This window comes from Erwinia sp. MMLR14_017 (genome assembly GCF_033657285.1).
Taxonomy (GTDB): Bacteria; Pseudomonadota; Gammaproteobacteria; order Enterobacterales; family Enterobacteriaceae; genus Erwinia.
The window spans coordinates 95,171-117,837 of record NZ_JAWVWP010000010.1 but is presented as its reverse complement, the minus strand read 5'-3'; the positions used below and the strand labels follow the sequence as shown (position 1 = coordinate 117,837).

At 53.5% G+C, this 22,667-nt stretch carries 16 protein-coding genes; 7 read left to right on the top strand and 9 right to left on the bottom strand.

The window, feature by feature from the left end; all coding sequences use genetic code 11:
- Positions 1 to 67: 67 nt before the first annotated feature.
- Positions 68 to 1,303 carry an MFS transporter gene (locus tag SD961_RS16450; protein WP_318791425.1) on the top strand — a complete coding sequence of 412 codons (1,236 nt, stop codon included), beginning with the start codon at positions 68 to 70 and terminating at the stop codon, positions 1,301 to 1,303.
- A 78-nt stretch (positions 1,304 to 1,381) separates the two neighbouring features.
- Here SD961_RS16450 and SD961_RS16445 read toward each other — a convergent pair whose 3' ends face one another.
- A complete protein-coding gene (locus tag SD961_RS16445) occupies positions 1,382 to 2,119 on the bottom strand; it encodes a flagellar brake protein (protein ID WP_318791424.1) in 738 nt (245 codons plus the stop codon).
- Positions 2,120 to 2,303: 184 nt separating this feature from the next.
- Between SD961_RS16445 and SD961_RS16440 the strand changes: the two genes are divergently transcribed.
- The gene (locus SD961_RS16440) at positions 2,304 to 2,552 is read left to right on the top strand and encodes a GlsB/YeaQ/YmgE family stress response membrane protein (protein ID WP_318791423.1); all 249 of its coding nucleotides are present in this window, start codon (positions 2,304 to 2,306) and stop codon (positions 2,550 to 2,552) included.
- Positions 2,553 to 2,676: 124 nt separating this feature from the next.
- On the opposite strand, the gene SD961_RS16435 is transcribed toward SD961_RS16440, so the two are convergent.
- The 3 genes from SD961_RS16435 to SD961_RS16425 form a co-directional block, all read right to left on the bottom strand.
- On the bottom strand, positions 2,677 to 4,794 hold the full coding sequence (locus tag SD961_RS16435) for a TonB-dependent siderophore receptor (protein WP_318791422.1): 2,118 nt from the start codon (positions 4,792 to 4,794) through the stop codon (positions 2,677 to 2,679).
- A gap of 323 nt (positions 4,795 to 5,117) precedes the next feature.
- Complete coding sequence (gene treA, locus SD961_RS16430; protein ID WP_318791496.1) at positions 5,118 to 6,734, bottom strand: alpha,alpha-trehalase TreA; 1,617 nt, start codon at positions 6,732 to 6,734, stop codon at positions 5,118 to 5,120.
- Between the two features lie 183 nt (positions 6,735 to 6,917).
- The gene (locus SD961_RS16425) at positions 6,918 to 7,958 is read right to left on the bottom strand and encodes a LacI family DNA-binding transcriptional regulator (protein WP_318791421.1); all 1,041 of its coding nucleotides are present in this window, start codon (positions 7,956 to 7,958) and stop codon (positions 6,918 to 6,920) included.
- Positions 7,959 to 8,212: 254 nt separating this feature from the next.
- On the opposite strand from SD961_RS16425, the gene ascF reads away from it, so the two are divergent.
- Both ascF and SD961_RS16415 read left to right on the top strand, forming a co-directional pair.
- Positions 8,213 to 9,685 (top strand): PTS cellobiose/arbutin/salicin transporter subunit IIBC, encoded by a 1,473-nt coding sequence (gene ascF, locus SD961_RS16420; protein ID WP_318791420.1) that lies wholly within the window; start codon positions 8,213 to 8,215, stop codon positions 9,683 to 9,685.
- Positions 9,686 to 9,699: 14 nt separating this feature from the next.
- Complete coding sequence (locus tag SD961_RS16415) at positions 9,700 to 11,130, top strand: 6-phospho-beta-glucosidase (protein ID WP_318791419.1); 1,431 nt, start codon at positions 9,700 to 9,702, stop codon at positions 11,128 to 11,130.
- A 102-nt stretch (positions 11,131 to 11,232) separates the two neighbouring features.
- Here SD961_RS16415 and fumA read toward each other — a convergent pair whose 3' ends face one another.
- Together fumA and SD961_RS16405 are read right to left on the bottom strand one after the other, a co-directional pair.
- The gene (gene fumA, locus SD961_RS16410) at positions 11,233 to 12,879 is read right to left on the bottom strand and encodes a class I fumarate hydratase FumA (protein ID WP_318791418.1); all 1,647 of its coding nucleotides are present in this window, start codon (positions 12,877 to 12,879) and stop codon (positions 11,233 to 11,235) included.
- Positions 12,880 to 13,034: 155 nt separating this feature from the next.
- Complete coding sequence (locus SD961_RS16405; protein WP_318791417.1) at positions 13,035 to 14,546, bottom strand: anion permease; 1,512 nt, start codon at positions 14,544 to 14,546, stop codon at positions 13,035 to 13,037.
- Positions 14,547 to 15,148: 602 nt separating this feature from the next.
- Between SD961_RS16405 and SD961_RS16400 the strand changes: the two genes are divergently transcribed.
- Positions 15,149 to 17,932, top strand: a complete 2,784-nt coding sequence (locus SD961_RS16400; protein WP_318791416.1) for a flavocytochrome c — start codon at positions 15,149 to 15,151, stop codon at positions 17,930 to 17,932.
- A 67-nt stretch (positions 17,933 to 17,999) separates the two neighbouring features.
- Positions 18,000 to 18,980 carry an FAD:protein FMN transferase gene (locus tag SD961_RS16395; RefSeq protein ID WP_318791414.1) on the top strand — a complete coding sequence of 327 codons (981 nt, stop codon included), beginning with the start codon at positions 18,000 to 18,002 and terminating at the stop codon, positions 18,978 to 18,980.
- On the opposite strand, the gene dcuR is transcribed toward SD961_RS16395, so the two are convergent.
- From dcuR to SD961_RS16380, 3 genes are all read right to left on the bottom strand, one after another.
- Positions 18,961 to 19,680, bottom strand: a complete 720-nt coding sequence (gene dcuR, locus SD961_RS16390; protein ID WP_318791413.1) for a two-component system response regulator DcuR — start codon at positions 19,678 to 19,680, stop codon at positions 18,961 to 18,963. The two genes, SD961_RS16395 and dcuR, sit on opposite strands and share 20 nt — an antisense overlap.
- A complete protein-coding gene (locus SD961_RS16385; protein WP_318791412.1) occupies positions 19,674 to 21,317 on the bottom strand; it encodes a sensor histidine kinase in 1,644 nt (547 codons plus the stop codon). The genes dcuR and SD961_RS16385 overlap by 7 nt, the downstream gene beginning before the upstream one ends.
- Before the next feature lie 135 nt (positions 21,318 to 21,452).
- Positions 21,453 to 22,040 carry a TetR/AcrR family transcriptional regulator gene (locus SD961_RS16380; RefSeq protein WP_318791411.1) on the bottom strand — a complete coding sequence of 196 codons (588 nt, stop codon included), beginning with the start codon at positions 22,038 to 22,040 and terminating at the stop codon, positions 21,453 to 21,455.
- Between the two features lie 138 nt (positions 22,041 to 22,178).
- On the opposite strand from SD961_RS16380, the gene SD961_RS16375 reads away from it, so the two are divergent.
- Positions 22,179 to 22,580, top strand: a complete 402-nt coding sequence (locus tag SD961_RS16375; RefSeq protein WP_318791410.1) for a RidA family protein — start codon at positions 22,179 to 22,181, stop codon at positions 22,578 to 22,580.
- Positions 22,581 to 22,667 lie beyond the last annotated feature (87 nt).

The window sequence follows — 22,667 nt, the reverse complement described above, 5'->3', positions numbered from 1 at the left end:
CAAAAACATCTTACCTTTCCAACATCTTTCCGCCGGCGTAACCCAGGGTTACGCGCGAGGAGGCGCAATGTTAGATAAAATTGGATTACCCGCTAATTTGATCTGGGGATATATAGGCCTGACGCTGTTTATGGTTGGGGACGGTGTCGAACAGGCATGGATCTCGATGTATCTGGTGAGTAAGGGAATGAGCGTCTCTTCAGCTTCATTTTTACTCACCTTTTATGGGGTGACGGTCACGCTTGCTGCCTGGTTCACCGGCGTGCTGGTGCAGACGCTGGGGCCAAGAAAAATCATGGCCTGGGGGCTGATAGCATTCTTTATCGGCAGTATTGGCTTTATTGGATATGGCCTGCCCGGGATGAACATAGCCATTATGTTACCTTTCTATGCTATCCGGGGAATTGGTTATCCTCTTTTTGCCTACTCGTTCCTTATCTGGATTAACTACAGCTCTCCCCTCGAAAAAAGAGCGACGGCAGTGGGCTGGTTTTGGTTCACTTTTTCGCTGGGATTAAGCGTTGTGGGTCCGTGGTTCTCCTCGGTAGCGCTGCCGGTAATGGGCGAAATGAAAGTGCTGTGGGCGGGCGTTGTTTTTGTAGTCGCAGGCTCGTTCCTGGCCATCCTGGTTAATCGCGACAGGATCCCGGCAGATGAGATCCATCCTTTCAATCTGCAGGAGCTGTTAAGCGGCATTACTATTCTTCAGCGCCCCCGTATCGCCATCGGGCTGGTGGTAAAATCGATCAATGGCATTGCGCAATATGGGTTAGCCGTCTTCCTGCCGCTCTACCTGATGGATTTTGGCTACAGTAAAACGGAATGGCTGCATATGTGGTCAGCGGTGTTTGTGGTCGCCATCTTTGCTAACCTGTTTTTCGGTTTCTTTGGCGACAAATTTGGCTGGCGCAACACCATTATGTGGGTAGGGGGCGTCTGCTATGCCATTGTGCTGATGCTGGTCTGGCTCGTTCCGCAACTGGCCGGCCATAATTTCTGGCTGATGACTTTTGTCCTCTGTTTGTGCGGCGTCACCATGGCGGGTTACGTCCCACTCTCTGCACTCTTTCCGCTGCTGGCACCCGATAATAAAGGCGCAGCAATGTCCGTGCTGAATCTGGGCGCGGGACTGGGCGCATTTCTGGCACCTGCTATAGCGGGAGGGTTTTATGGCGTGTGGGGAGCGGGGGGCGTGCTCGCTATTTATGCGGGCCTGTATATTCTTAGCGCCATACTCACGCCGTTCCTGAAAACTCCGGAAGAGTTGCAGGGGGAAATGGTACTTAAAAATAAAACTATCTGATCTTCACTGACTCAGAAAGGCCGCAGAGACGGCCTTTCTGTTTTTATTAGCCTTCAGCACCCTGCCAGGCTGGCGTCGTTACTGAAAGCGTGTCGCTTTATCGCGGGCAAGCCGTTCCAGAGAGAAGATTACCTGTTGCAGCGAGCGCTCCTCGCCTGCATTCAGTGAACTGAAGCGAAAGCTGAGGCGAGGCGTCACCACAGTTTCATTTTTATTGCCAACGACGCTGCGCTGGCCGACGTTAATCAACCAGGCGTCTACTTCAAAACGGCCATAGTCGCCAAGCTCCACGCGAAGTTTTTTGAACGCTTCTCCGCCCTGCAAAGAGTCAGGGATCGGCGAGTCACCAAGCACGGCAAAGCCGCCCAGCGAGAGGTCCTGCAGGCGCATCCGGCCTTCACCGCTGCCGTCCGGCCACTGCACATAGCAGTAAAAAATGGGGTCAAGCGGAGCAGAAACGCGGAAAAACTCGCGGCGCTGGATCATCCATAACAGATCGGGCAGAGCTGCGCTAAAAGCAGGCAACCCCTCAAACTTATCTTCCTGCAGGGCACCCAGTACAAATTCAACCTTTGCGCCATGCGTTTCGGCTGTGAAATGCAGCTCTTCTGCGGCAACAGCCCTCTGGTTTTCATAATCATTACTGCCAAGGTCGAGGATCATGCGATCCTGATCGGCATCAAGCAAGCGGGTAATAAACTGGCCGCGACCGTGCGAGACCAGGATAGGCGTCTGATTTTTTAACAGATTCTTAAGTACCCCAAGCACAGCCAGCGGGCCGCGTTTCAGATACTGTTCTTTATCTTCTTCTTTCACATCCCACTCCAGTTGAATGTAAGAAAACGCTCTTTCAGCGGTATACGTCGAATTATCGGCAGTAAAAGATGACGCTTTAGCCCGGTAAGAAAAAAAATTCTGAAAAACTTTAGATTTAAATCACAGAGTTAGAATCCTGTCCTATACTTATCCCGTCTAATCAGTAAGCCACAAGGAGCAGTAAATGGGTATTTTGTCATGGATCATTTTTGGATTGATCGCAGGGATTATCGCTAAATGGATTATGCCGGGTAAAGATGGCGGTGGAATTATCATCACCGTGATCCTCGGTGTTATTGGTGCTGTAGTTGGGGGCTGGATCAGCACCCTGTTTGGCTTCGGCAGAGTAGATGGTTTCAACTTCGGCAGCTTTGTCGTCGCGGTAATTGGTGCGATTGTCGTGCTGTGGATTTACCGCAAAGTGAGAAGCTGACGTACTGGCTGCAAAGAAAAGGGAGACGATTATCGTCTCCCTTTTTTTGTGCGCCCGATCCGGGCCTCAGCTTTATCCGGTGAAAAAAGCCGTGGGTCCCGGTTCAGTATGCACTGATAACCGATTAAAAATCATAGCCTACAGTAGCGACAACGGTACGCTCAGCGCCCCAGTAGCAGTAACCGGTGCCGTAACAGGCAGAAACGTAATCACGGTCGGTCACGTTATTGGCGTTCACCTGTACAAAGGCTCCTTTCAGGCTGCTGTTCCATGCGCCCAGATCGGCGCGTACTGAAGCGTCGAACAAGGTAGTGGAGGGCAGGCGAGTAGTGTTTTCATTGTCAGCCCACTGTTTGCCAATGTAGCGCACGCCAGCGCCCACGCTGATACCCCAGTCGAACTGATATTTCGCCCAGGCCGACGCCATGGAGTTTGGCGTTACGTAAGGCGTGTGCCCGTCGTTACCATCCACTGAGTCTTTGAAGCGAACATGGCTCAGGGTATAGTTAGCGATCGTGCTCAGGCGTGGCGTGATCTGGTTATGCGCTTCCAGCTCAATGCCCTGCGAATGCACTTTTCCTGCCGGTTCATAGTAAGAACCTACCACCACCCGGTTGCCCACATCTTTCTGCGTCAGGTCGTAGAGGGCAACGGAGTAGAGATCGGAAGTACCGTTCGGCTGATATTTTACCCCGGCCTCATACTGCTCTGATGTCGTGGGCTTGAGCAGATTACCATTGGCATCGGAGAGTGACTGCGGCGTAATGGCCTGGCTGTAGCTGGCGTAAGGTGAGATGCCATTATCAAAGGCATACAGCAGGGCGGCACGGCCACTGATGTGATCATCCTGACGACGATGTTTAGTGCTGGTGGAGTAAGTTTCGTTTTCCGACACGATGCGATCGTAGCGGCCAGAGAGATCCAGATGCCATTTCTGCCAGGTCATCTCGTCCTGCAGATAGACGCCGGTCTGGTAATAACGGCGCTGTGAATTAACAAAGTCGTAGTTCTGAAGGCTGCCCACAGCCTCGCCTGTTACCGCATTAAGCTGATTTGCCAGGCCGCTGGCATCGCTTAAATCATTTTTGTACTGATGGTATTCGCCACCCAGCACCACTTTATGTTCCACTTCGCCTGTGGCGAAATCTGCTTCCAGCTGGTTATCGATAGCAAAGGCATCAAGCGATGAACGAGAACCGGAATAGTAGCGGTTTAACAGATCCGGATTGGCGCTGTCCCAGCCAATTTGATAAACCTGATCCAAATCGACGTTAGAGTGGGAATAGCTGGCATTGGAACGGAACGCCCAGGTGTCATTGAAGCGATGCGAGAATTCGTAACTGTAAATCTGTTCATTACGCTTGAACTGATCCAGAGAGCTGTCGCCATCGTAAAAGCCATTACTGAGCTTACGACCATTATGTTCCGTGATGCTGCCGTCGCCCGGCACGGCACTGTGATAGCCGCCTGAGGGATCTTTTTGCAGATAAGCGCGCAACAGCAGCGAGGTATCTTCATCCGGCTGCCAAAGCAGAGAAGGAGAAATAGCATACTTCTCTTCGCGAGTGTGATCGTACTGCGTATCGCTGTTACGGGTGATGCCCGTCAGGCGAAACGCCCACTGATCGTTAATCGCATTGGTGTAATCAAAGGCGGCGCTGTTAGTGGCATTAGTGCCGGTCGAGGCGCGAAAATGGCCTTCCTGAGTAAACTGCGGTCGTTTAGAGGTTTCCATTACCAGGCCGCCGGGCACGGTCTGCCCATAAAGGGCAGAAGAGGGGCCTTTGATCACATCGATACGTTCCAGGAACCACGGGTCCACCTGCAAAACGTTATAGCTGCCCGGGTCGCTCATCAGCCTTAACCCGTCCAGGAAGACGTTATCAACATCGCCGCCGTGGAAGCCACGCAGGGAAACGGTGTCATAGCGAGTCGCGGCGCCCGCGAAGTTGGTAAATGCGCCAGCGGTATAGCTGAGCGCCTGGTTTACGTTCATCGCACCCTGATCTTCCATCTGCTGGCGGGTCACTACGGAAACAGACTGGGCCGTGGTGATCAGTGGACGATCCGTTTTTGTCGCGCCTGTAGAGGTTTTAGCCGTATAACCCTCTGTTGGCGTGGTTGCCGTTTCAGCAGGCTGGGCGGTGACCACCAGCGTTTCTGCAGCAAAGGTAAAAGCTGGTGCAGCCAGCGCGATCGAGCACAGCAGAGCAGAACGCTTTAAGCTAAAAGCCATTCTCATTGTCAATTCCCTTACAAAGTGCGGAATAAGAACCGTCGGCGCAACGCAGAGAGGTAAGGCGCACATAACGGTAATATAAAGATGTATGATAATCTCAATGAGAATTATTATCTTTCCGTTAAAGCGTTTCAAGCATTGATTTTGCTTATATTTTCCCATGCTAAAATCAGGGGAATAGACTTTATACGCAGAGTGGACCTGCCAGAGACTGAGAAATCTACAGGAGAGAAGGTAATCAGCGCTTGAGTATTACTGATGTTGAGCAACGGCCAGGTAAGGCAGCGTGGCGGCCCACGGGAAAATCAGGGCCGCCAGAAGAGAGATTATTGACCGGAAGTAATATCCCCTACGTTGTTACAGGTTTTGTTTTTCGGACAGTAGAGGTCCATCAGCTTGAGGGTAACGCCGTTAGTCCAGCCAAACCCATCCTGTAGCGGATATTCGCCGCCGCCGCCGCCGCCCAGGCCTTTGCCTTCCACGACATATTTCTCAACCAGCTTATGCTCCTTATCATAGGTGTTCTGAACATTTTTCAGGAAGCGCATGCCGATATCTTTTGCCAGCGTCTGCTTACCATAATTGTTCAGCCCCTGCACCGCAGCCCACTGCAGCGGAGCCCAGCCGTTTGGTGCATCCCACTGCTGGCCATTATTGACGTTAGTGGTAACCAGACCCCCTTCCTTAACAAGTTGCGCCTGCACCGCAGAGGCCGTACGGGTCGCTTTCTCTTCGGTAGCGGCCTGCAGGTAAAGAGGGAAGAGCGCAGCTGCCGTCAGCTGAGGGCGGACTGAGGCTTTTTTCCAGTCATAATCGGCATACCATCCCTGTTTATCATCCCAGAGATAACGGTTAATCGCCGCCTGGCGCGTTTCCGCCAGTTGACTGAAGTGTTCAGCCGCCTGGTCGTTTTTCGCTACCTTATTAGCCCTGGCCAGGGTTTTTTCCAGATGGAAAATCAGCGCATTCAGATCGACCGGAATAATACGGGTTGTGTGGATAGTTGACAGGTCATCCGCTTTATCAAACCAGCGAGAACTGAAGTCCCAGCCGGAGGCCGCACCAGAGCGTAAATCACGGTACAGCTCTGCTTTATTACGGTTATCGGCTTTCTCTGCGGTGGCGATATCATCCATATAGGATTCCGTTCTCGGAACGTCACGGGCATCCCAGTAACGGTTCAGCAATGTGCCATCTTTAAGCTTAACCACGCGTTTAGTGGCTTCTCCAGCTTTGACGCTGTCGGCATCGGCCATCCAGTAGTCGTACTCTTTTTGCAGCTGTGGCAGGTATTTACTGTATACGCTGTCGCCCTGATGCTGAGCCAGTAAATCGACCATCATGCTGAAGAAAGGAGGCTGAGAGCGGCTGAGATAATAGCTGCGGTTACCATTCGGGATATGACCGTAGGTATCCAGTTCGTGGGCAAAGTTGTCTGCCATATCCTGCACGCGATCCCAGTGCCCGCTTTCAGCCAGGCCGAGCATGGTGAAATAACTGTCCCAGTAATAGACCTCACGGAAGCGTCCGCCAGGTACAACATAAGGTTTTGGTAGCGGTAGCAATGAATCCCACTGGTTAGCCTGCTGGGCTGAACGGGTCAGCACCGGCCACAGGCCATCTATATGCTCGCGCAGGCTCTGCCCGGCGGGAGGCACATATTTCTCACCTTCAGCCGGAAGCGTGAAGTTGGCGTTCACGAAGCGCTTGAGATCAAAATTGCGCTGGGATTTCTGCATCTGCCAGTCGGCCAGAATCGAGGAGGGATTGCTTTTAGGCACCGCGTCAGCAAAGGTTTTTTGATCGGGGAAAAGTTTGGCCGCCTGGACAGCATGGAACAGCGGCCCCAGGCGGATATCTGGCGGCTGAGGAACCTGACTTAAAAGATGCTGTTCGCTGTCGCTTTGCGCCGCATAACCCGTTTGTGTCAGTGCGGCCACCATAAACGGCAGCACCAGCACCGCTTTCCATTGACGCTTCTCGACTCTTTGCATTGATAGTTCTCCATGTCCGGACGGTAAGTAGTTGAGCCTGAACCAAACTTTAGACGAAATTTTGGTTAACCACCTTGTTGCAACCGGGAAATGTGAACTGGTCTGGATTTTCAGTTAGCTGAAACCGGGAAATTAACGGACTTTACTGGCCCTGGAGACCTGCGGGAACGGCCCTGTACTCACCGAATCTCTGATAATCAGCTCAGAAACAAAGCCATTCTCTTTAACCAGCGTCCCGCCATCCAGCATCGAAATAATCTGGGCAATTACCTCATTCACCATTTCGCTAACCGGATCTTTTACGCTGGCAAGCGCAGGATTCAGCCAGGGAGCGGTGGGGATATTATCAAACCCGATCACCGAAACCTCTTCCGGCACCCGCAGAGCGGCCAGATTAAGGGCTTTTATCGCACCAATCGCCATCTCATCATTACTGGCTAACAGGGCGCTGAAAGAGATACCCGTCTGCAGTAAGGTTTCAACAGCCTGCGCGCCGCTGGCCGGAGACCATTTTCCCTGCACTATCAGCGCCTCCTCTACGGGCAACTTATAGGCTGTCAGCGCTGCTTTGTAGCCGGCAAGGCGTTCAGTGGCGGTTGGAGAATCAAGTGAACCGGTGATAAACGCGATCTGTTGATGGCCCTGATGAATCAGGTATTCCGTGGCGTGAAAACTGGAGCCTTTGTGGTCGCAGAAAATGCAGTGGCTCTGATGCTTGCGCAGTTTCCGGTTTACTACCATCACCGGCTTTTTATCACTGTCGATGATGTTGTCCAGCTCATCGCCTGATAAAAAACGAGGATAGATAATGATGCCATCGCAACGAAGATCCCGCAGAAATTCGATGGCGGCGCGCTCTTCATCAGCGCTGTTTTTGCCATCCACCAGCAACAGCTGGCGGCCACAGGCGTCGAGCTTTTTGGCGGCCTGAGAGATCAGTTCATTGAAATAGGGGCCGTTATAGAGGGTATTGGTGACCACCAGACCGATGCACATCGATTTACTGGTAGCCAGGTTTCTGGCCAGCAGGTTAGGCCGGTAACCCGCCTCTTCAATGGCTTTAAAAACCTGATCTTTAGTCTGCTGGCTGACGTAGCCTTTGCCCGAAAGCACGCGAGAAACCGTGGCTTTAGACACGCCCGCTTTAGTTGCCACTTCCTGCATTGTTGACACAGGCCCCTCCTGGAAGAGTAACGTTGATGCGCCATTCTACACATTCTGCCCGCAATGCGGCGAATTCCCCGTTAACCCGATCGCTATCACAAATTTCAAACGCCATTTTAAGTAACTGTTGAAGTCTGGCGAGGAAATGAACATTCTCGTGTGAAACCGGTTACCTATTGTTTCAGCCTGAACGCTCTTTTGCTCTGCTGGCATCACGAAACTTCACTGAAATTCGCTTAACCTTATGATTCTGGAGTAGTTTGATGGCAAAGAACTTTGCACAACTGGCGGAGTCAATCGTCGATGCGCTGGGCGGTGCTGATAATGTCGCGGCGGTGACACACTGCATGACGCGGCTGCGATTTGTGCTGCATGATGAGTCGATAGTGGATGCTGCGGTCCTGAAGTCACTATCAGGAGTGATGGGCGTGGTGCGCAGTGACACGCAGTGTCAGGTGATCATCGGCAACAATGTCTCCCAGGCCTATGCGGAAGTACAAAAGCTGCTGCCGGAAGGGGTGAGCGCTAAAGAGGCCGCGCCAGGCAAAAGCCGCCTCACGCTGCGGCGCATCGGCGCCGGTATTCTTGATGCGCTGATTGGCACGATGTCCCCGCTGATCCCCGCTATTATCGGCGGCTCGATGGTCAAACTGCTGGCGATGATCCTGGAGATGTCCGGCGTGTTCAGCAAAACCGATCCGACGCTGGTGATCCTCACCGTTATCGGCGATGGCGCCTTCTTCTTCCTGCCAGTGATGGTGGCGGCCTCGGCGGCGGTGAAGTTCAAAACCAATCTGTCGCTGGCCATCGCTATTGCTGGGGTGCTGGTGCATCCGGCGTTTATTGACCTGATGGCCAAAGCGGCGCAGGGGCAGAAAGTGGAGTTCGTGGGCCTTTCGGTCACGGCGGTAAAATATACCTATACGGTAATCCCCGCGCTCTGCATGACCTGGCTGCTCTCTTACATCGAAAAATGGGTAGACCGCATCACGCCTGTGGTTACCAAAAACTTCCTGAAACCGATGCTGATCATGCTGATTGCTGCGCCAATTGCTATCGTGCTGATCGGTCCTCTGGGGATCTGGATCGGCACCGGCATTTCTGCGGTGGTCTACACCGTGCACAGCTATCTTGGCTGGCTTTCGGTAGCGATGATGGGGGCGGCCTGGCCGCTGCTGGTGATGACCGGAATGCACCGCGTCTTCACCCCAACCATTATTCAGACCATCGCGGAAACCGGCAAGGAGGGCATGGTCATGCCGTCTGAAATCGGCGCTAATCTGTCGCTGGGCGGCTCCTCCCTGGCGGTGGCCTGGCGGACCAAAAACCCGGAACTGCGCCAGACCGCGCTGGCTGCGGCCGCTTCTGCCATCATTGCCGGCATATCAGAGCCTGCGTTGTATGGCGTGGCGCTGCGGTTAAAACGGCCATTAATCGCCTGCCTGATCAGCGGATTCATCTGTGGTGCCGTGGCGGGGATTGGCGGACTGGCCAGCCATTCGATGGCCTCACCCGGACTATTCACCAGCGTACAGTTTTTTGATCCTGCCAATCCGATGAGCATTGTCTGGGTGGCAGGGGTAATGCTCCTGGCGGTAGTGATCTCCTTTATCACCACCTTACTGCTCGGTTTTGAAGATATTCCGGTTGAAGCGCCACGCGCTGCCGCGCGCAAAAGCAGTGAGGCTGTACCTTCAGCCGCGCTTACTGCTTCATCCGCAGTAAAAACACATTGATAAAGAGGGCTGATATGCAAGCATCACCATTTCCTGAAGGCTTTTTATGGGGCGGCGCCTTAGCCGCCAACCAGGCTGAAGGGGCAAGTTTTACAGGGGGAAAGGGGCTGACCACGGTAGATGTCATTCCGCATGGCGCTCACCGGCTGGCGGTAAAGGTCGGGCTGGAAAAGCGCTTTACGCTACAGGAAGGGGAATTTTATCCCAGTCACCAGGCCATTGATTTCTATCACCGCTACAAAGAAGATATCGCTCTGATGGCAGAAATGGGCTTCACCGTGTTCAGAACCTCCATCGCCTGGAGCCGGATTTACCCCAATGGCGATGAGTTGGTGCCGAATGAGGCGGGGATCGCCTTTTACCGTGATCTCTTCAACGAGTGCAAAAAGTATAATATTGAGCCGCTGGTCACGCTGTGCCACTTTGACGTGCCGATGCACCTGGTGCGGGAGTATGGCTCCTGGCGCAGCCGGAAAATGGTGGAGTTCTTTACCCGCTATGCCCGCACCTGTTTTGAAGCTTTTGACGGGCTGGTGAAATACTGGCTCACCTTCAACGAGATCAATATCCTGCTGCACAGCCCTTTTTCCGGTGCCGGGCTGGTCTTTGAAAAGGGCGAGGATCAGGCGCAGGTGAAATATCAGGCGGCGCATCATGAGCTGGTGGCCAGCGCGCTGGCGACGAAAATAGCGCATGAAATCAATCCTGAAAATCAGGTCGGTTGTATGCTGGCAGGCGGTAATTTCTACCCAAGAACCTGCAAGCCTGAGGATGTCTGGGCCGCGCTGGAAAAAGACCGCGAAAACCTGTTCTTTATAGATGTTCAGGCGCGTGGCGCTTATCCCTCCTATACCCGCCGCCTGTTTGCAGAAAAGGGCATAACGGTAGAAATGGAGGCGGGCGACGCTGAAATCCTGAGAAATAGCGTCGATTTCGTCTCCTTCAGCTATTACGCTTCGCGCTGCGCCTCGGCAGAAATGAATGAGAGCAACAGCAGCGCCGCCAACGTCGTTAAATCCCTGAAAAACCCACATATCGAACTCAGCGAGTGGGGCTGGGGCATCGATCCGTTAGGGCTGCGGATCACCATGAACATGATGTACGACCGCTATCAGAAACCGCTGTTCCTGGTGGAAAATGGACTGGGTGCCAGGGATGAGATCGACGAGCGGGGGGAAATTGTAGACGATTACCGTATCAGCTATCTGCGTGAGCATATCAGGGCGATGGGCGAAGCGATTGCAGATGGCATTCCGGTGATCGGTTACACCTCCTGGGGCTGCATCGATTTGGTTTCGGCCTCCACCGGCGAAATGAGCAAGCGCTACGGCTTTGTCTATGTGGATCGTGATGACAGCGGGAAAGGGACGCTGGCGCGCAAACGAAAGAAATCCTTCTTCTGGTATCAAAAGGTGATAGCCAGCAACGGCGCAGACCTGAGTTAAAATCGGGGCTTGGCCCAAGTGGTGGCGAGCTGCCGTTTTAGCAGCAACAAAATCCCGGCCTCTGCCGGGATTTTTGCTGCTACTCAGAAGCCTGTCAGGCCATTACTTCACGCATTTAGCGCACTGCTCCTGACTGATTTTCTGGAAGAAATCGTTGCCTTTGTCATCCACCAGAATAAAGGCCGGGAAGTTTTCCACCTCAATTTTCCAGATAGCTTCCATTCCCAGTTCCGGGTACTCCACGCATTCCAGACTCTTGATGCTTTGCTGAGCGAGCACCGCTGCCGGGCCGCCGATGCTGCCAAGGTAGAAGCCACCATGCTTCTGACAGGCATCCGTCACCTGCTGGCTGCGGTTACCCTTCGCCAGCATAATCAGGCTGCCGCCCGCTTCCTGTAGCTGATCGACATAGGAATCCATGCGGCCTGCGGTGGTCGGGCCGAGAGAGCCGGAAGCGTAGCCTTCAGGCGTCTTGGCCGGTCCTGCGTAATAGATGGGGTGATCCTTCACGTACTGCGGCAGACCTTCACCCTTATCCAGGCGCTCTTTCAGCTTCGCATGGGCGATATCACGCGCCACGATGATAGTGCCGCTCAGAGAGAGACGAGTGGAAACCGGATGCTGAGAAAGCTGCTCCAGGATCTCCTTCATCGGGCGATTCAGGTCGATATGCAGCACTTCACCTTCACCCTGCTGGCGCAGCTCAGCCGGAATATAGCGGCCTGGGTTGTCTTCCAGCTTCTCAATCCAGATCCCTTCACGGTTAATCTTCGCCTTGATATTGCGGTCCGCAGAGCAGGAAACACCCATCCCGACCGGACAGGAGGCGCCGTGACGCGGCAGGCGGATTACGCGGATATCGTGCGCAAAGTATTTGCCGCCAAACTGTGCGCCCAGCCCCAACTGTTGTGCCGCCAGCAGCAGCTCCTCTTCCAGCTGCACGTCGCGGAATGCCTGACCATGTTCGTTGCCTTCGGTTGGCAGGCCGTCGTAATAGTGGGTTGATGCCAGCTTCACCGTCTTCAGCGTGCTTTCAGCGGAAGTCCCGCCAATCACAAAGGCGATATGGTAGGGCGGGCAGGCAGCAGTGCCAAGCGTCAGCATTTTGCCAATCAGGTAATCCTTCAGCTTAGCCGGGCTGAGCAGCGCCTTGGTTTCCTGATAAAGATAGGTTTTGTTGGCTGAGCCACCGCCTTTGGCGATGCAGAGGAATTTGTATTCCTCGCCATCCACGCTGTAAAGATCGATCTGTGCCGGCAGGTTGGTGCCGGTATTCACTTCTTTATACATATCCAGCGCAACGGTCTGCGAGTAGCGCAGGTTATCTTCGATATAGGTGTTATAAACGCCCTGTGACAAGGCTGCTTCATCGCCGCCGCCGGTCCAGACGCGCTGGCCTTTTTTACCACTGATAATTGCCGTGCCGGTATCCTGACAGGTCGGCAGCACGCCCCTGGCGGCAATTTCAGAATTCCTGAGGAACTGTAGCGCCACATAGCGATCGTTCTGGCTGGCTTCAGGATCTGCCAGAATTGCCGCAACCTGTTGCTGATGAGCGGGGCGGAGCATAAATGAGGCATCATGGAATGCCTGTTGCGCCAGCAGCGTCAGCGCCTGCGGCTCCACCTTCAGCACTTCCTGCCCGTCGAATTCTGCAACAGAAACATAATCGGAAGTCAGCAGATAATAGTCAGTATCGTCTGGGGCAAGAGGGAAGGGGTTCTGATAATAGAAAGGTTTATTCGACATTGTTTTCTCACTTCATGACGCCCTGAGCCGGAGCGATAGGCCCACGGGCGACTAAGAGTTATGATTTTAATCCGGCCGGCCAGCACCTCTGGCCGGGGGAAGATGATATAACAATATTTCAACATCTGCATGCTTCTGCAGCGGAGCCGGGGGCATCAGAACATCATTACCATCCACGGATAGGCAATCAGCATCATGCCGCCGAGGAAGATGGCTCCAAAGATGGTGCCAAGGCGCCAGTAATCTTTGGTTGGCAGATAACCGCTACCGTAATAGATGGGGCTTGGGCCGGTACCGTAAGGGGTAATGATCCCCATCACGCCCAGAGAGGTCACCATCATCAGGCAGTAGACCGGCATATTTATGCCCGGAATAGCGGCAGCGATGGTCAGCATGGCTGGCAGCAGGGCAGTGGTGTGCGCGGTGGTACTGGCAAACAGGTAGTGCAGCAGGAAGAAGGCGATCAGCAGCATCACTGCCGCAACCTGTGGGTCAAAGCCGTTTAGCAGCTGGCCTCCCTCTTTACCCAGCCAGGCGATAAAGCCGACGCGGGCCAGACCATCCGCCAGAGCAACCAGCGTGGCGAACCAGGCAAAGGTATTCCAGGCTGGCTTGTTGCTGGTGATATCATTCCAGCTTAATACGCCGGTCCACAGCATCAGTACCACCACCAGCAGCGCAGCCATCGCCGGTTCAATCCATGAGGTGGCGAAGATCCACATCAGCAGCGCGCTACAGACAAACACCAGCAGCAGGATTTCATTCCGGGTCAGCTTGCCGAGTTTTTCCAGCTCGCTTTTCGCCCAGCGCGGCACTTCATCATTAATTTTCACTTCCGGCGGGTAGAACCAGTAGGCCAGCAGCGGCATGGTCAGAATCAGCAGCACGCCCAGCGGCAGGAAGGCCAGGAACCAGGTTCCCCAGGAAATTTCAAAACCAACGATGCTTTTAACCAGCGCCAGTGCCAGCAGGTTTGGTGCCAGAGCCGACAGAAACATAGAGCTGGTGATACAAGCGGCGGTGATAGCCACCCACATCAGATAAGAGCCGATCTTACGGGCGCTGGGGTCGTTGGGTTTAGAGCCATATAAAGGAGGAAGGTTGGCGATAATCGGATAGATGGTGCCGCCGCTTCGCGCGGTATTCGAAGGCGTAAACGGTGCCAGCAGCAGATCCGCGAAGGTAATCGCATACCCCAGCGTCAGGCTGCGGCGGCCAAGATACTTCACCAGTATCAGCGCCAGACGACGGCCAAACTGCGTTTTATCGTAGCCAGCGGCAAACATAAAGGCACCGAAAATCAGCCAGACGGTAGAGTTGCCGAAGCCGCTCACCGCCCATTTGAACGATTCGCTGGCCATTTTAAATTTCGGGTTAGCCAGTTCTGCCGGACTGAACAGCAGCCACTGGCTGAACAGGGCTATCACCACCACCCCGGTCAGGCCAATCACCGCACCAGGCAGCGGTTCGAAGATCAACCCTACAATGACACCGACGAAGATGGCAAAGAAGTGCCAGGCATGCGGTTCCAGCCCTTCCGGCACCGGAACCAGCAGCAGGATCACCGCCACCAGTACCGGTAAGAACATCATGATCAGGCGTTTTTTGGTTCCCTGGGCAGCTGGTGCAGCTTTGGGAGGTTCACTGACTGTCGCAAGTGGTTTCATAGTTTTTGTCTGCAAGTTAAGGAGAATGCTTTATAGCGTTGCGGTTAATTGTAGATGTGAATGCTTTTTTTAGTTTAATAATGTTTTTTCATCGGTTAATCGCAACGACCGAAAATAGAATGCGCTGTTTATTACTCTGGTGACAAAGACTTTATTAAGGACTGTGAATATCATGCGATTTGCCTGAAATAAGAATATTGATCTGGATCAATAAATATTTCCGTCAGGTTTCTATTTTTAAAAAATCACAATAATTTCCTTTCCCTCTCTGACTGTTATCTGCAAAAAGTGCTTTCATCCCCTGGGGTTAATTTCCTGAAAACAGAGTTGTAATTTTTAACTCCTTGATTATTATGTGTATATTTTTGGTGTTAATCAGAAGTTGCTTTTTATCAACTATTGGTTAACAATTAAAGGTGGTTTTTATCTCTTTGCCGTTAATTATAAGCTCCATATTATTTAAAAGTTTAAAAACTAAATTTATCGATTATATAAGCAAAGAAACGGGTATATTAATCACATGACATCGGACCACTTAATTATAGGGAAATAATGCGTCCGCGAAAGATTTACAGACTTTTAAATTTTTGGAGTTGTTCATCATGCCAACACTCACCCCGATCCTGAATCCCCTCACATTACCTAACGGCGCAGTCCTGAAAAACCGTCTGCTGATGGCGCCGATGACCACCTGTACCGGTTATTATGATGGTACGGTGACCAGCGAACTGGTGGAGTACTACCGCGAACGTGCCGGCAGCATTGGCACGGTAATCGTCGAATGCTGCTTTATCGACCCAAAAGGGCCCGCTTTTCCCGGCGCTATAGCTATCGACAGCGATAACAAAATTTCCGGCCTGAGCAAAATTGCTGAGGCGATCAAATCTCAGGGCTCGAAAGCTATTCTGCAAATCTATCACGGTGGCAGAATGGTGGAACCAGAGCTGATTGGCGGCAGAACGCCGGTCGCGCCAAGCGCTATTGCCGCTCCGCGTGAAGGAGCCACCACGCCGCAGGCGCTGACGGCGGAGGAAGTGGAGGTGATGATCACCAAATTCGGTGATGCGGTAAACCGGGCCATCAAGGCGGGCTTTGATGGCGTCGAACTCCATGGCGCAAACACCTATCTTATCCAGCAGTTCTATTCGCCTAACTCCAACCAGCGCGACGACAAATGGGGCGGCAGCCGCGACAATCGCGCCCGTTTCCCGCTGGAAGTGCTGGAAATTACCCACAAAATGGTTGAACGTTTTGCCGACGCCTCTTTTATCATCGGCTACCGTTTCTCACCGGAAGAGCTTGAAGTCCCCGGCATCCGTTTTGACGACACAATGTACCTGTTGGAGAAACTCGCCGCGCGCGGGCTGGATTATGTGCATTTCTCCGTGGGTCAGCTGCTACGCCCTTCCATTGTAGACCGGGACGATCCAACCCCGCTGATCACTAAATTTATCGCTATGCGTTCTGAGACGCTGGCGAAGATCCCGGTGATTGGCGTGGGCGGGGTGGTGAACAAATCCGATGCTGAAAAAGCGCTGGAGTACGGTTTCGATCTGGTGGCGATAGGCAAGGCTTGCATCGCCTATCCGGACTGGGCTGATCGCATCATCAATGAAGATCATCTTGAGTTGTATATTGACAGCCAGCGCCGCGAAGAGCTGAAAATCCCGGAGCCGCTCTGGCGCTTCTCGCTGGTGGACGCGATGATCCGCGACACCAGTACCACCGGACGTAAATACAAAGCGGGGGTGTATCAGGAGAAAGTGGAAGCGGAAGCGCTGAAGCTGAAAATTGCCGTTACCCTCGATACTGACCGTATTACCGATATCTCGCTGGTGCCGGACGCCTCTCTGGATGTGGACTTTACCACCACTTTTGAAAGCCTCCGTACCCGTATTCTGGTGGCTAACAGCCCGCACGTAGATGCCATCACCGGCGCGACGACGCAGAGTGAAGCGCTGAAAAAAGCCGTGTCACGCGCGCTGGCGACCTCCAGTAAAGAGCATGTTATTGAAGAGGGCGGTAACCCGCAGGCGCCGCAAAATTATGATGTTGTGGTTGTGGGGAGCGGCGGTGCAGGTCTGGCCGCGGCGATCCAGGCTTGTGATGACGGCGCTCGCGTGGTGATCATTGAGAAGATGCCGACCATTGGCGGTAACACCATCAAAGCCTCTGTGGGCATGAACGCGGCCGAAACCCGCTTCCAGAAGCTGAAAGGTATTGTGGACAGCAAAGAGCTCTTCTATGAAGAGACGCTGAAGGGCGGTAAGTTCAAAAACAACCCGGTGCTGCTGCGTGAGTTCGTCGACCTGGCGCCGGAAGCCATTGAGTGGCTGGCCGCGAAAGAGATTGAGCTGAACGATATTACCATCACCGGCGGCATGAGCATCGACAGGACGCACCGTCCGGCTGACCGCTCAGCGGTAGGGGGGTTCCTGATCAGCGGGCTGGTTAAAAATATCAACAAACGCGATATTGAGGTGCTGCTGGAAACCTCCGTGGCGGAGATCCTGTTTGAAAACGGGGCCGTGGCGGGCGTGAAAGTGGTGGATGAGTATAACGACAGCCGTATTCTCTACGCCAAAAGCGTTATCGTCGCCACCGGCGGCTTCAGCGCCAACCGTGAGATGGTGGTGAAATATCGCCCGGAACTGGACGGCTTTGTGACGACCAACCACAAAGGCGCCACCGGTAGCGGTATCGCCATGTTGCAGAAAATTGGTGCTGATACCGTGGATATGGGTGAAATTCAGATCCACCCAACTGTAGAACAAACCACCTCGTATCTGATTTCTGAAGCGATTCGCGGCGGCGGTGCCATCCTGATCAGTCAGGCGGGTAAACGCTTCTTTAATGAGATGGAAACGCGTGACAAAGTGTCGGCGGAAATTATTGCGCTGCCGGAAAAAAGTGCCTGGGTGCTGTTTGACGAGCAGGTTCGTCTTAACAACAAAGCGGCGGATGAGTATATCGCTAAAGGATTTGTGATCAGTGCGCCATCTCCTCAGGAGCTGGCGGTGAAGCTGAATATGGATCTGCATGCGCTTCTGGCGACGTTAGAGCGCTACAATCTCTTTGTTGAGAAACAGCATGACGAAGATTTTGGCCGCAAAACCGCGCTGCGCCACCCACTGAAACAGGGGCCGTTCTATGCTATCCGTGTCGCGCCTGGCGTACACCACACCATGGGTGGCGTAACGATCAATACCGATACGGCGGTGCTGGATGCGCAGAAACAGGTGATTCAGGGAGCCTGGGCTGCCGGTGAGGTTGTCGGCGGTATCCACGGCGCTAACCGTATTGGCGGCAATGCCGTAGCAGATATCATCATCTTTGGTATTCTGGCCGGTAAAAACGCGGCAGCACTTGCCCGTCACCAGAGCTGAACAGGCGCCGGAGAGATCCGGCGTTTGCCAGTCAGGGAAGTCGCAACGATGCGACAGGAGAGAGAGTATGTCAGTTGAAGAACGGGTTTATGCTTACTCCGCCGTGTTAATGGGTTCCCCGATTCTGTTAAAGCTGTTTGAACATGATGAAGCGCTCGCCGCACGCGTTTTCCGCCTGATCAAACAGTATGAAATCCTGCTCACCGTCAATCGTCCGCAGTCAGAAGTGATGAGTATCAACCATGCGGCGGGGCTGCATCCGGTTAAGGTCAGCCAGCCGGTTTTCGATCTTATTGCCTGCGCTCATGCCGCCAGCCTTTTACCGGAGAGCCTGTTTAATTTCACTATTGGCCCGCTGGTTAAGCGCTGGAAAATCGGCTTCCGGGGCGACAGTATCCCGCCTGCGGAGGAGATCGAGGCGCTTCTTCCACTCATCAATCCCCGTCAGGTGTTGCTGGACAAAGTCGCCTGTACGGTATTTCTGCAGCAAAAGGGCATGGAGATCGACCTGGGCGCCATTGCTAAAGGCTATATTGCCGATCGGGTGCGGGATTATTTGCAGCGGGAAGGCGTTACGCATGCGCTGATCAATCTTGGGGGGAATATCCAGACCCTGAGCGGCTCGCCGGAAGAGGCGGGTTGGGGCATTGGCCTGAAAAAGCCGTTTGCCGCACCAGATGCCATGATTGGCGTGATCAACGTCCGGGGTAAATCAGTGGTGACCTCAGGCATTTATGAGCGCTATTTCGAACTCAACAGCCAGCGCTATCACCACATTCTTGATCCCCGCAGCGGCTATCCGCTGGATAACGAACTGCTCAGCGTCACCGTTATCTCAGAAGATTCCATTGACGGTGACATCGCTACCACCTTGCTGTACGGCATGGGGGTGGAAAAAGGCCTCGCTTATCTTGGTACCCGGCCAGAGCTGGAAGCCATTTTCGTCACCAAAGCAGGTGAGGTCATCTGTTCTTCACAGCGGCTCTCATCTTTCACTTTGCTGGATAGCGAATTTCAGCCTGTGATCCTTACTGACAAAACTGTTTAAGAAGCTGGGCGTGTTCAGCCTGTAAACGGTAACGATAAACCGGTCTTCCGGTCAGCCCATAGTGCAGGTTGGTCGAGAGGATTTTCCGCTGCGCCAGCCAGATCAGATATTTACGGCAGGAGACGCGCGAAATATTCACCGCAGCGGCGAGGTCGTCCGTAGAAAATTCCATATCGGGATGCGCATCAATCCACAGGCAAAGCGTGCGCAAGGTCTGGGGCGTTAAGCCTTTGGGCAGGCGGTGCGCATCAGCCATCTCCGGCAGGTTGCCATGCAGCAGCGCGTCCACATCCTCCTGCTTGTACCAGCTGTGCGTCTCTTTCAGCGTCTTTTTATGCTGCCAGCCGGTCAACGCCTCTTCAAAACGGGCAAACTGAAACGGCTTAATCAGGTAATCTACCACGCCATAGTGCAGAGATTGCTGAATGGTCTGCGCATCCGCCGCTGAAGAGATGACGATCACATCAATGCTGCGCTTCGCAGCGCGAACTTCCGGCAGCAAATCCAGTCCGTTCTCCTGCTGCATGTAGATATCCAGCAGGATCAGATCGATATGCAGATCGCTGTGCAGTACCATCTCTTTGGCCTGTTTCAGTGTGGAGGCCACGCCGCAACAGGAAAATCCCGGGATCTGCCCGATGTAACAGCGGTTGAGTTCGGCCACCATCGCATCATCATCGACCACTAAAACATTTAACATGCGTTCTCTTCTCCTCCATCCCAGGGAAGCTGGACTAAAAATTGGGTATAAACCCCAGGGTCGGACTCTACAATAATTTCGCCGCCAAGGCTCAGGGTTTGCTGCTTACAGAGGAATAAACCCACTCCGCGCTGCTCGCCTTTGGAGGAAAACCCTTTTTCAAAGATGGCGTCAAGCTGTTCGGGCGGAATTCCCGGCCCGTCATCGCTGACCTCACAGGTCAGCCAGCCCTGCTGATAATGCAGCAAAACGCTGACTTCACCCTCCGGCTGCTGGCTCAGGGCATCAAACGCATTCTCAATAAGATTCCCCAGGACGGTGATCAGGACCGAGACCTGCTGCTCGCTGCCTCTGTCCGGCAGGAAACTGTCTTCACTCAGTACCAGCCGCTGCCCCAGATCTGACGCCCTGTTAAGTTTACTTAATAAGAAACCAGCTATCACAGGCGACTTTATTTTTCGCAACAGCGATCCGATTTCAGTCTGATAGTTGTTGGCGGTTTTCAGAATATATGCTTCAAGCTGCCCGTAGCTTTTCATATGCAACAGACCCAGAATGACATGCAGTTTATTCATAAATTCATGGGAATGCTGACGCAGCGTATCGACATAGTTGACCATCCCGCTCAGGCGCTGGGTCAGCCGGGTCACCTCTGTTTTATCCCTGAAGGTACAAATCGCGCCGATGATTTTGTTTTTGCTGCTGACCGGCATGGTGTTGATCAACAGATCGCGTCCCCGGAAGTGGATCTCTTCATCACGCTGGGGCTTGCCACTGCTCAGCACGGCGCGCAGGTTAGCGATCAGCGGGCCGGAAGCTTCCAGGTTCCGGACGATCTCCTTTTCTGAAGCCTGCGGCATGCCGGTTTCACGAAACAGCTTGCGGGCGGCGTGATTAATCAACGTCACCTGCGCGTTGAGATCTACGGCGACTACCCCCTCTTTGATGGCGTACAGCATCGCCTGGCGCTGTTCAAACAGCGCCGAGATTTCATAAGGCTCCAGGCCGAATAAAATTCTGCGGGAAGCTCTGACCAGCCAGAAGGTGCCTGCCGCGCCCACCAGACTTCCGAACAGCGCCGTCCAGAGAATATTCCAGCGGCTCTGATTGATCTGCGCATTCACTTCACTCAGCGAGATACCAATCACCACCACGCCGATCTGGCGGCGTTGCGGGTCGTAAACCGGGGTGAAGACGCGTAGGGCTTTCGCCAGCTGGCCCTGGTTAACAGAGACGTTTTCTTTACCCAGCAGCGCAGGGCGCAGATCCGGGCCGATAAAATGCTGGTTAATGGCTTCCCTGACCGGATGGGAATAGCGAATGCCCGCCATATTGGTAACCACCACATAGAGCAGATCGTTGCTCTTCTGTACCTGAGAGGCGATTGGCTGGATTAGGTTAAGGTTCGCGGGTAAAAGCAGGGCGTGCTGGATATCCGGAGAGTTCGCCAGCGTGCGGGCCACCGCCAGCGCCTTATGCTCAACGCTCTGCCGCGTCACGCTGGAGATCTGCAAAAAATAGAAAAAATGGACCACCACCAGCACCGCCACGATCACTGTACTCACCATCAGGCTGACGGAAGTAGTGAGTTTCATCGGACGTTTCCGTACTGATTGCAGCGGCGTGGGGTTGCTCATGGCGGCTCCTTAACGATAAAAAGGAGTCCTGAATGCTGTTCCAGCCTGACTCCGTGGCGCTAATATAACGTGAAGCATCAGCTTTGGTGATGATTTTCCACCAATTCCTTTCTCTGCTGCGCAACCTTTTGCAGGTTACTGGCGTAGCCCTTCCGCCATCAGGCTGAAAGCCTCAATCGCTTTCGGTAATGTTGCCTGAGGATCTTCGCTGGCGGCCACCCACAGGGCGGCATTCAGCGCCGCGCCGTTAAGCAGGCGTGCAGCTGCCTCAATATCCACGGGTTTCAGAACCCGATCTTTAACCAACTCGCTTACCGCATTGCGTGTTGCATCAAGACAGGCGTTCTGGCTGGGCCAGTGCGAAGGGTCACCCAGAAAGGCGGGGCCATCCAGCAGCACAATGCGCTGAATTTCCGGGTCGAGCGCCATCTCTATATAGGCGCTGCCTTCCGCCAGCAACTGGTTCCAGCCATCCTCAGCCGCACCTGCAATCTCTTTCGCCCGCCGGGCCATTTCGCCATCCAGCTGCGCCACGACGGCTGCCAGCAAACCCCGCTTATCGCCAAAGTTATGATAAAGCGCACCCCGGGTCAGCCCAACCTGCGCAGTCAGTTCATCCATAGAGGCTGCGGCAAAGCCGTTTTCCGCGAAGGCCTTACGCGCAGCGGCAATCAATTTTTCGCGGTTCTGTTCCATTGTTTCTGCACGGCGTCTGGCTGCCATAGTTTCTCCTTTCGCATACGCTTCGTATATTAATTGACATACGAGGCGTATCTGTGTTTAATTTTATATACGCAGCGTATGTTAAAGCAAGCAGGCGCTTTATGCACTTCGTACCCACTATAAATATGAGAGGTTACCATGATCGCACGTGAACCCATTTTCCCCGCTAAACGTCAGCATTTGTACCAGAAATTCGGTTACTCTGCGGCGATTCGCTCCGGCGATCTGCTGTTTGTCTCCGGGCAGGTTGGCAGCCTTGAAGAGGGTACCCCGGAACCTGAATTTGAGGCCCAGGTAAGATTGGCTTTTGATAACCTGAAAGCCACGCTGATTGCCGCTGGCTGCACCCTTGATGATTTAATCGATGTCACAACCTTTCATACCGATCCCGAAAACCAGTTTCCCACTATCATGGCCGTCAAGCAGGAGATGTTTCCTCAGGCTCCCTATCCAAGCTGGACCGCTGTAGGCGTGAACTGGCTGGCCGGTTTTGATTTTGAAATTAAGGTGATTGCGCGTATTCCTGAGAAAGCGCAGTAAAACCTTAAAGGCTACCTGCCTGTAATCTTTCCCCGTGCTGACAAGACCAGACGGGGCAAGTTCTTCTCTGTTATACCTTTACATGCC

Excerpts from the sequence above, each read along its gene's own strand:
- SD961_RS16450 (WP_318791425.1), top strand. The coding sequence starts at position 68 with ATGTTAGATAAAATTGGATTACCCGCTAATTTGATCTGGGGATATATA.
- SD961_RS16440 (WP_318791423.1), top strand. The coding sequence starts at position 2,304 with ATGGGTATTTTGTCATGGATCATTTTTGGATTGATCGCAGGGATTATC.
- SD961_RS16435 (WP_318791422.1), bottom strand. The coding sequence starts at position 4,794 with ATGAGAATGGCTTTTAGCTTAAAGCGTTCTGCTCTGCTGTGCTCGATC.
- treA (WP_318791496.1), bottom strand. The coding sequence starts at position 6,734 with ATGGTGGCCGCACTGACACAAACGGGTTATGCGGCGCAAAGCGACAGC.
- ascF (WP_318791420.1), top strand. The coding sequence starts at position 8,213 with ATGGCAAAGAACTTTGCACAACTGGCGGAGTCAATCGTCGATGCGCTG.
- SD961_RS16415 (WP_318791419.1), top strand. The coding sequence starts at position 9,700 with ATGCAAGCATCACCATTTCCTGAAGGCTTTTTATGGGGCGGCGCCTTA.
- fumA (WP_318791418.1), bottom strand. The coding sequence starts at position 12,879 with ATGTCGAATAAACCTTTCTATTATCAGAACCCCTTCCCTCTTGCCCCA.
- SD961_RS16405 (WP_318791417.1), bottom strand. The coding sequence starts at position 14,546 with ATGAAACCACTTGCGACAGTCAGTGAACCTCCCAAAGCTGCACCAGCT.
- SD961_RS16400 (WP_318791416.1), top strand. The coding sequence starts at position 15,149 with ATGCCAACACTCACCCCGATCCTGAATCCCCTCACATTACCTAACGGC.
- SD961_RS16395 (WP_318791414.1), top strand. The coding sequence starts at position 18,000 with ATGTCAGTTGAAGAACGGGTTTATGCTTACTCCGCCGTGTTAATGGGT.
- dcuR (WP_318791413.1), bottom strand. The coding sequence starts at position 19,680 with ATGTTAAATGTTTTAGTGGTCGATGATGATGCGATGGTGGCCGAACTC.
- SD961_RS16385 (WP_318791412.1), bottom strand. The coding sequence starts at position 21,317 with ATGAGCAACCCCACGCCGCTGCAATCAGTACGGAAACGTCCGATGAAA.
- SD961_RS16380 (WP_318791411.1), bottom strand. The coding sequence starts at position 22,040 with ATGGCAGCCAGACGCCGTGCAGAAACAATGGAACAGAACCGCGAAAAA.
- SD961_RS16375 (WP_318791410.1), top strand. The coding sequence starts at position 22,179 with ATGATCGCACGTGAACCCATTTTCCCCGCTAAACGTCAGCATTTGTAC.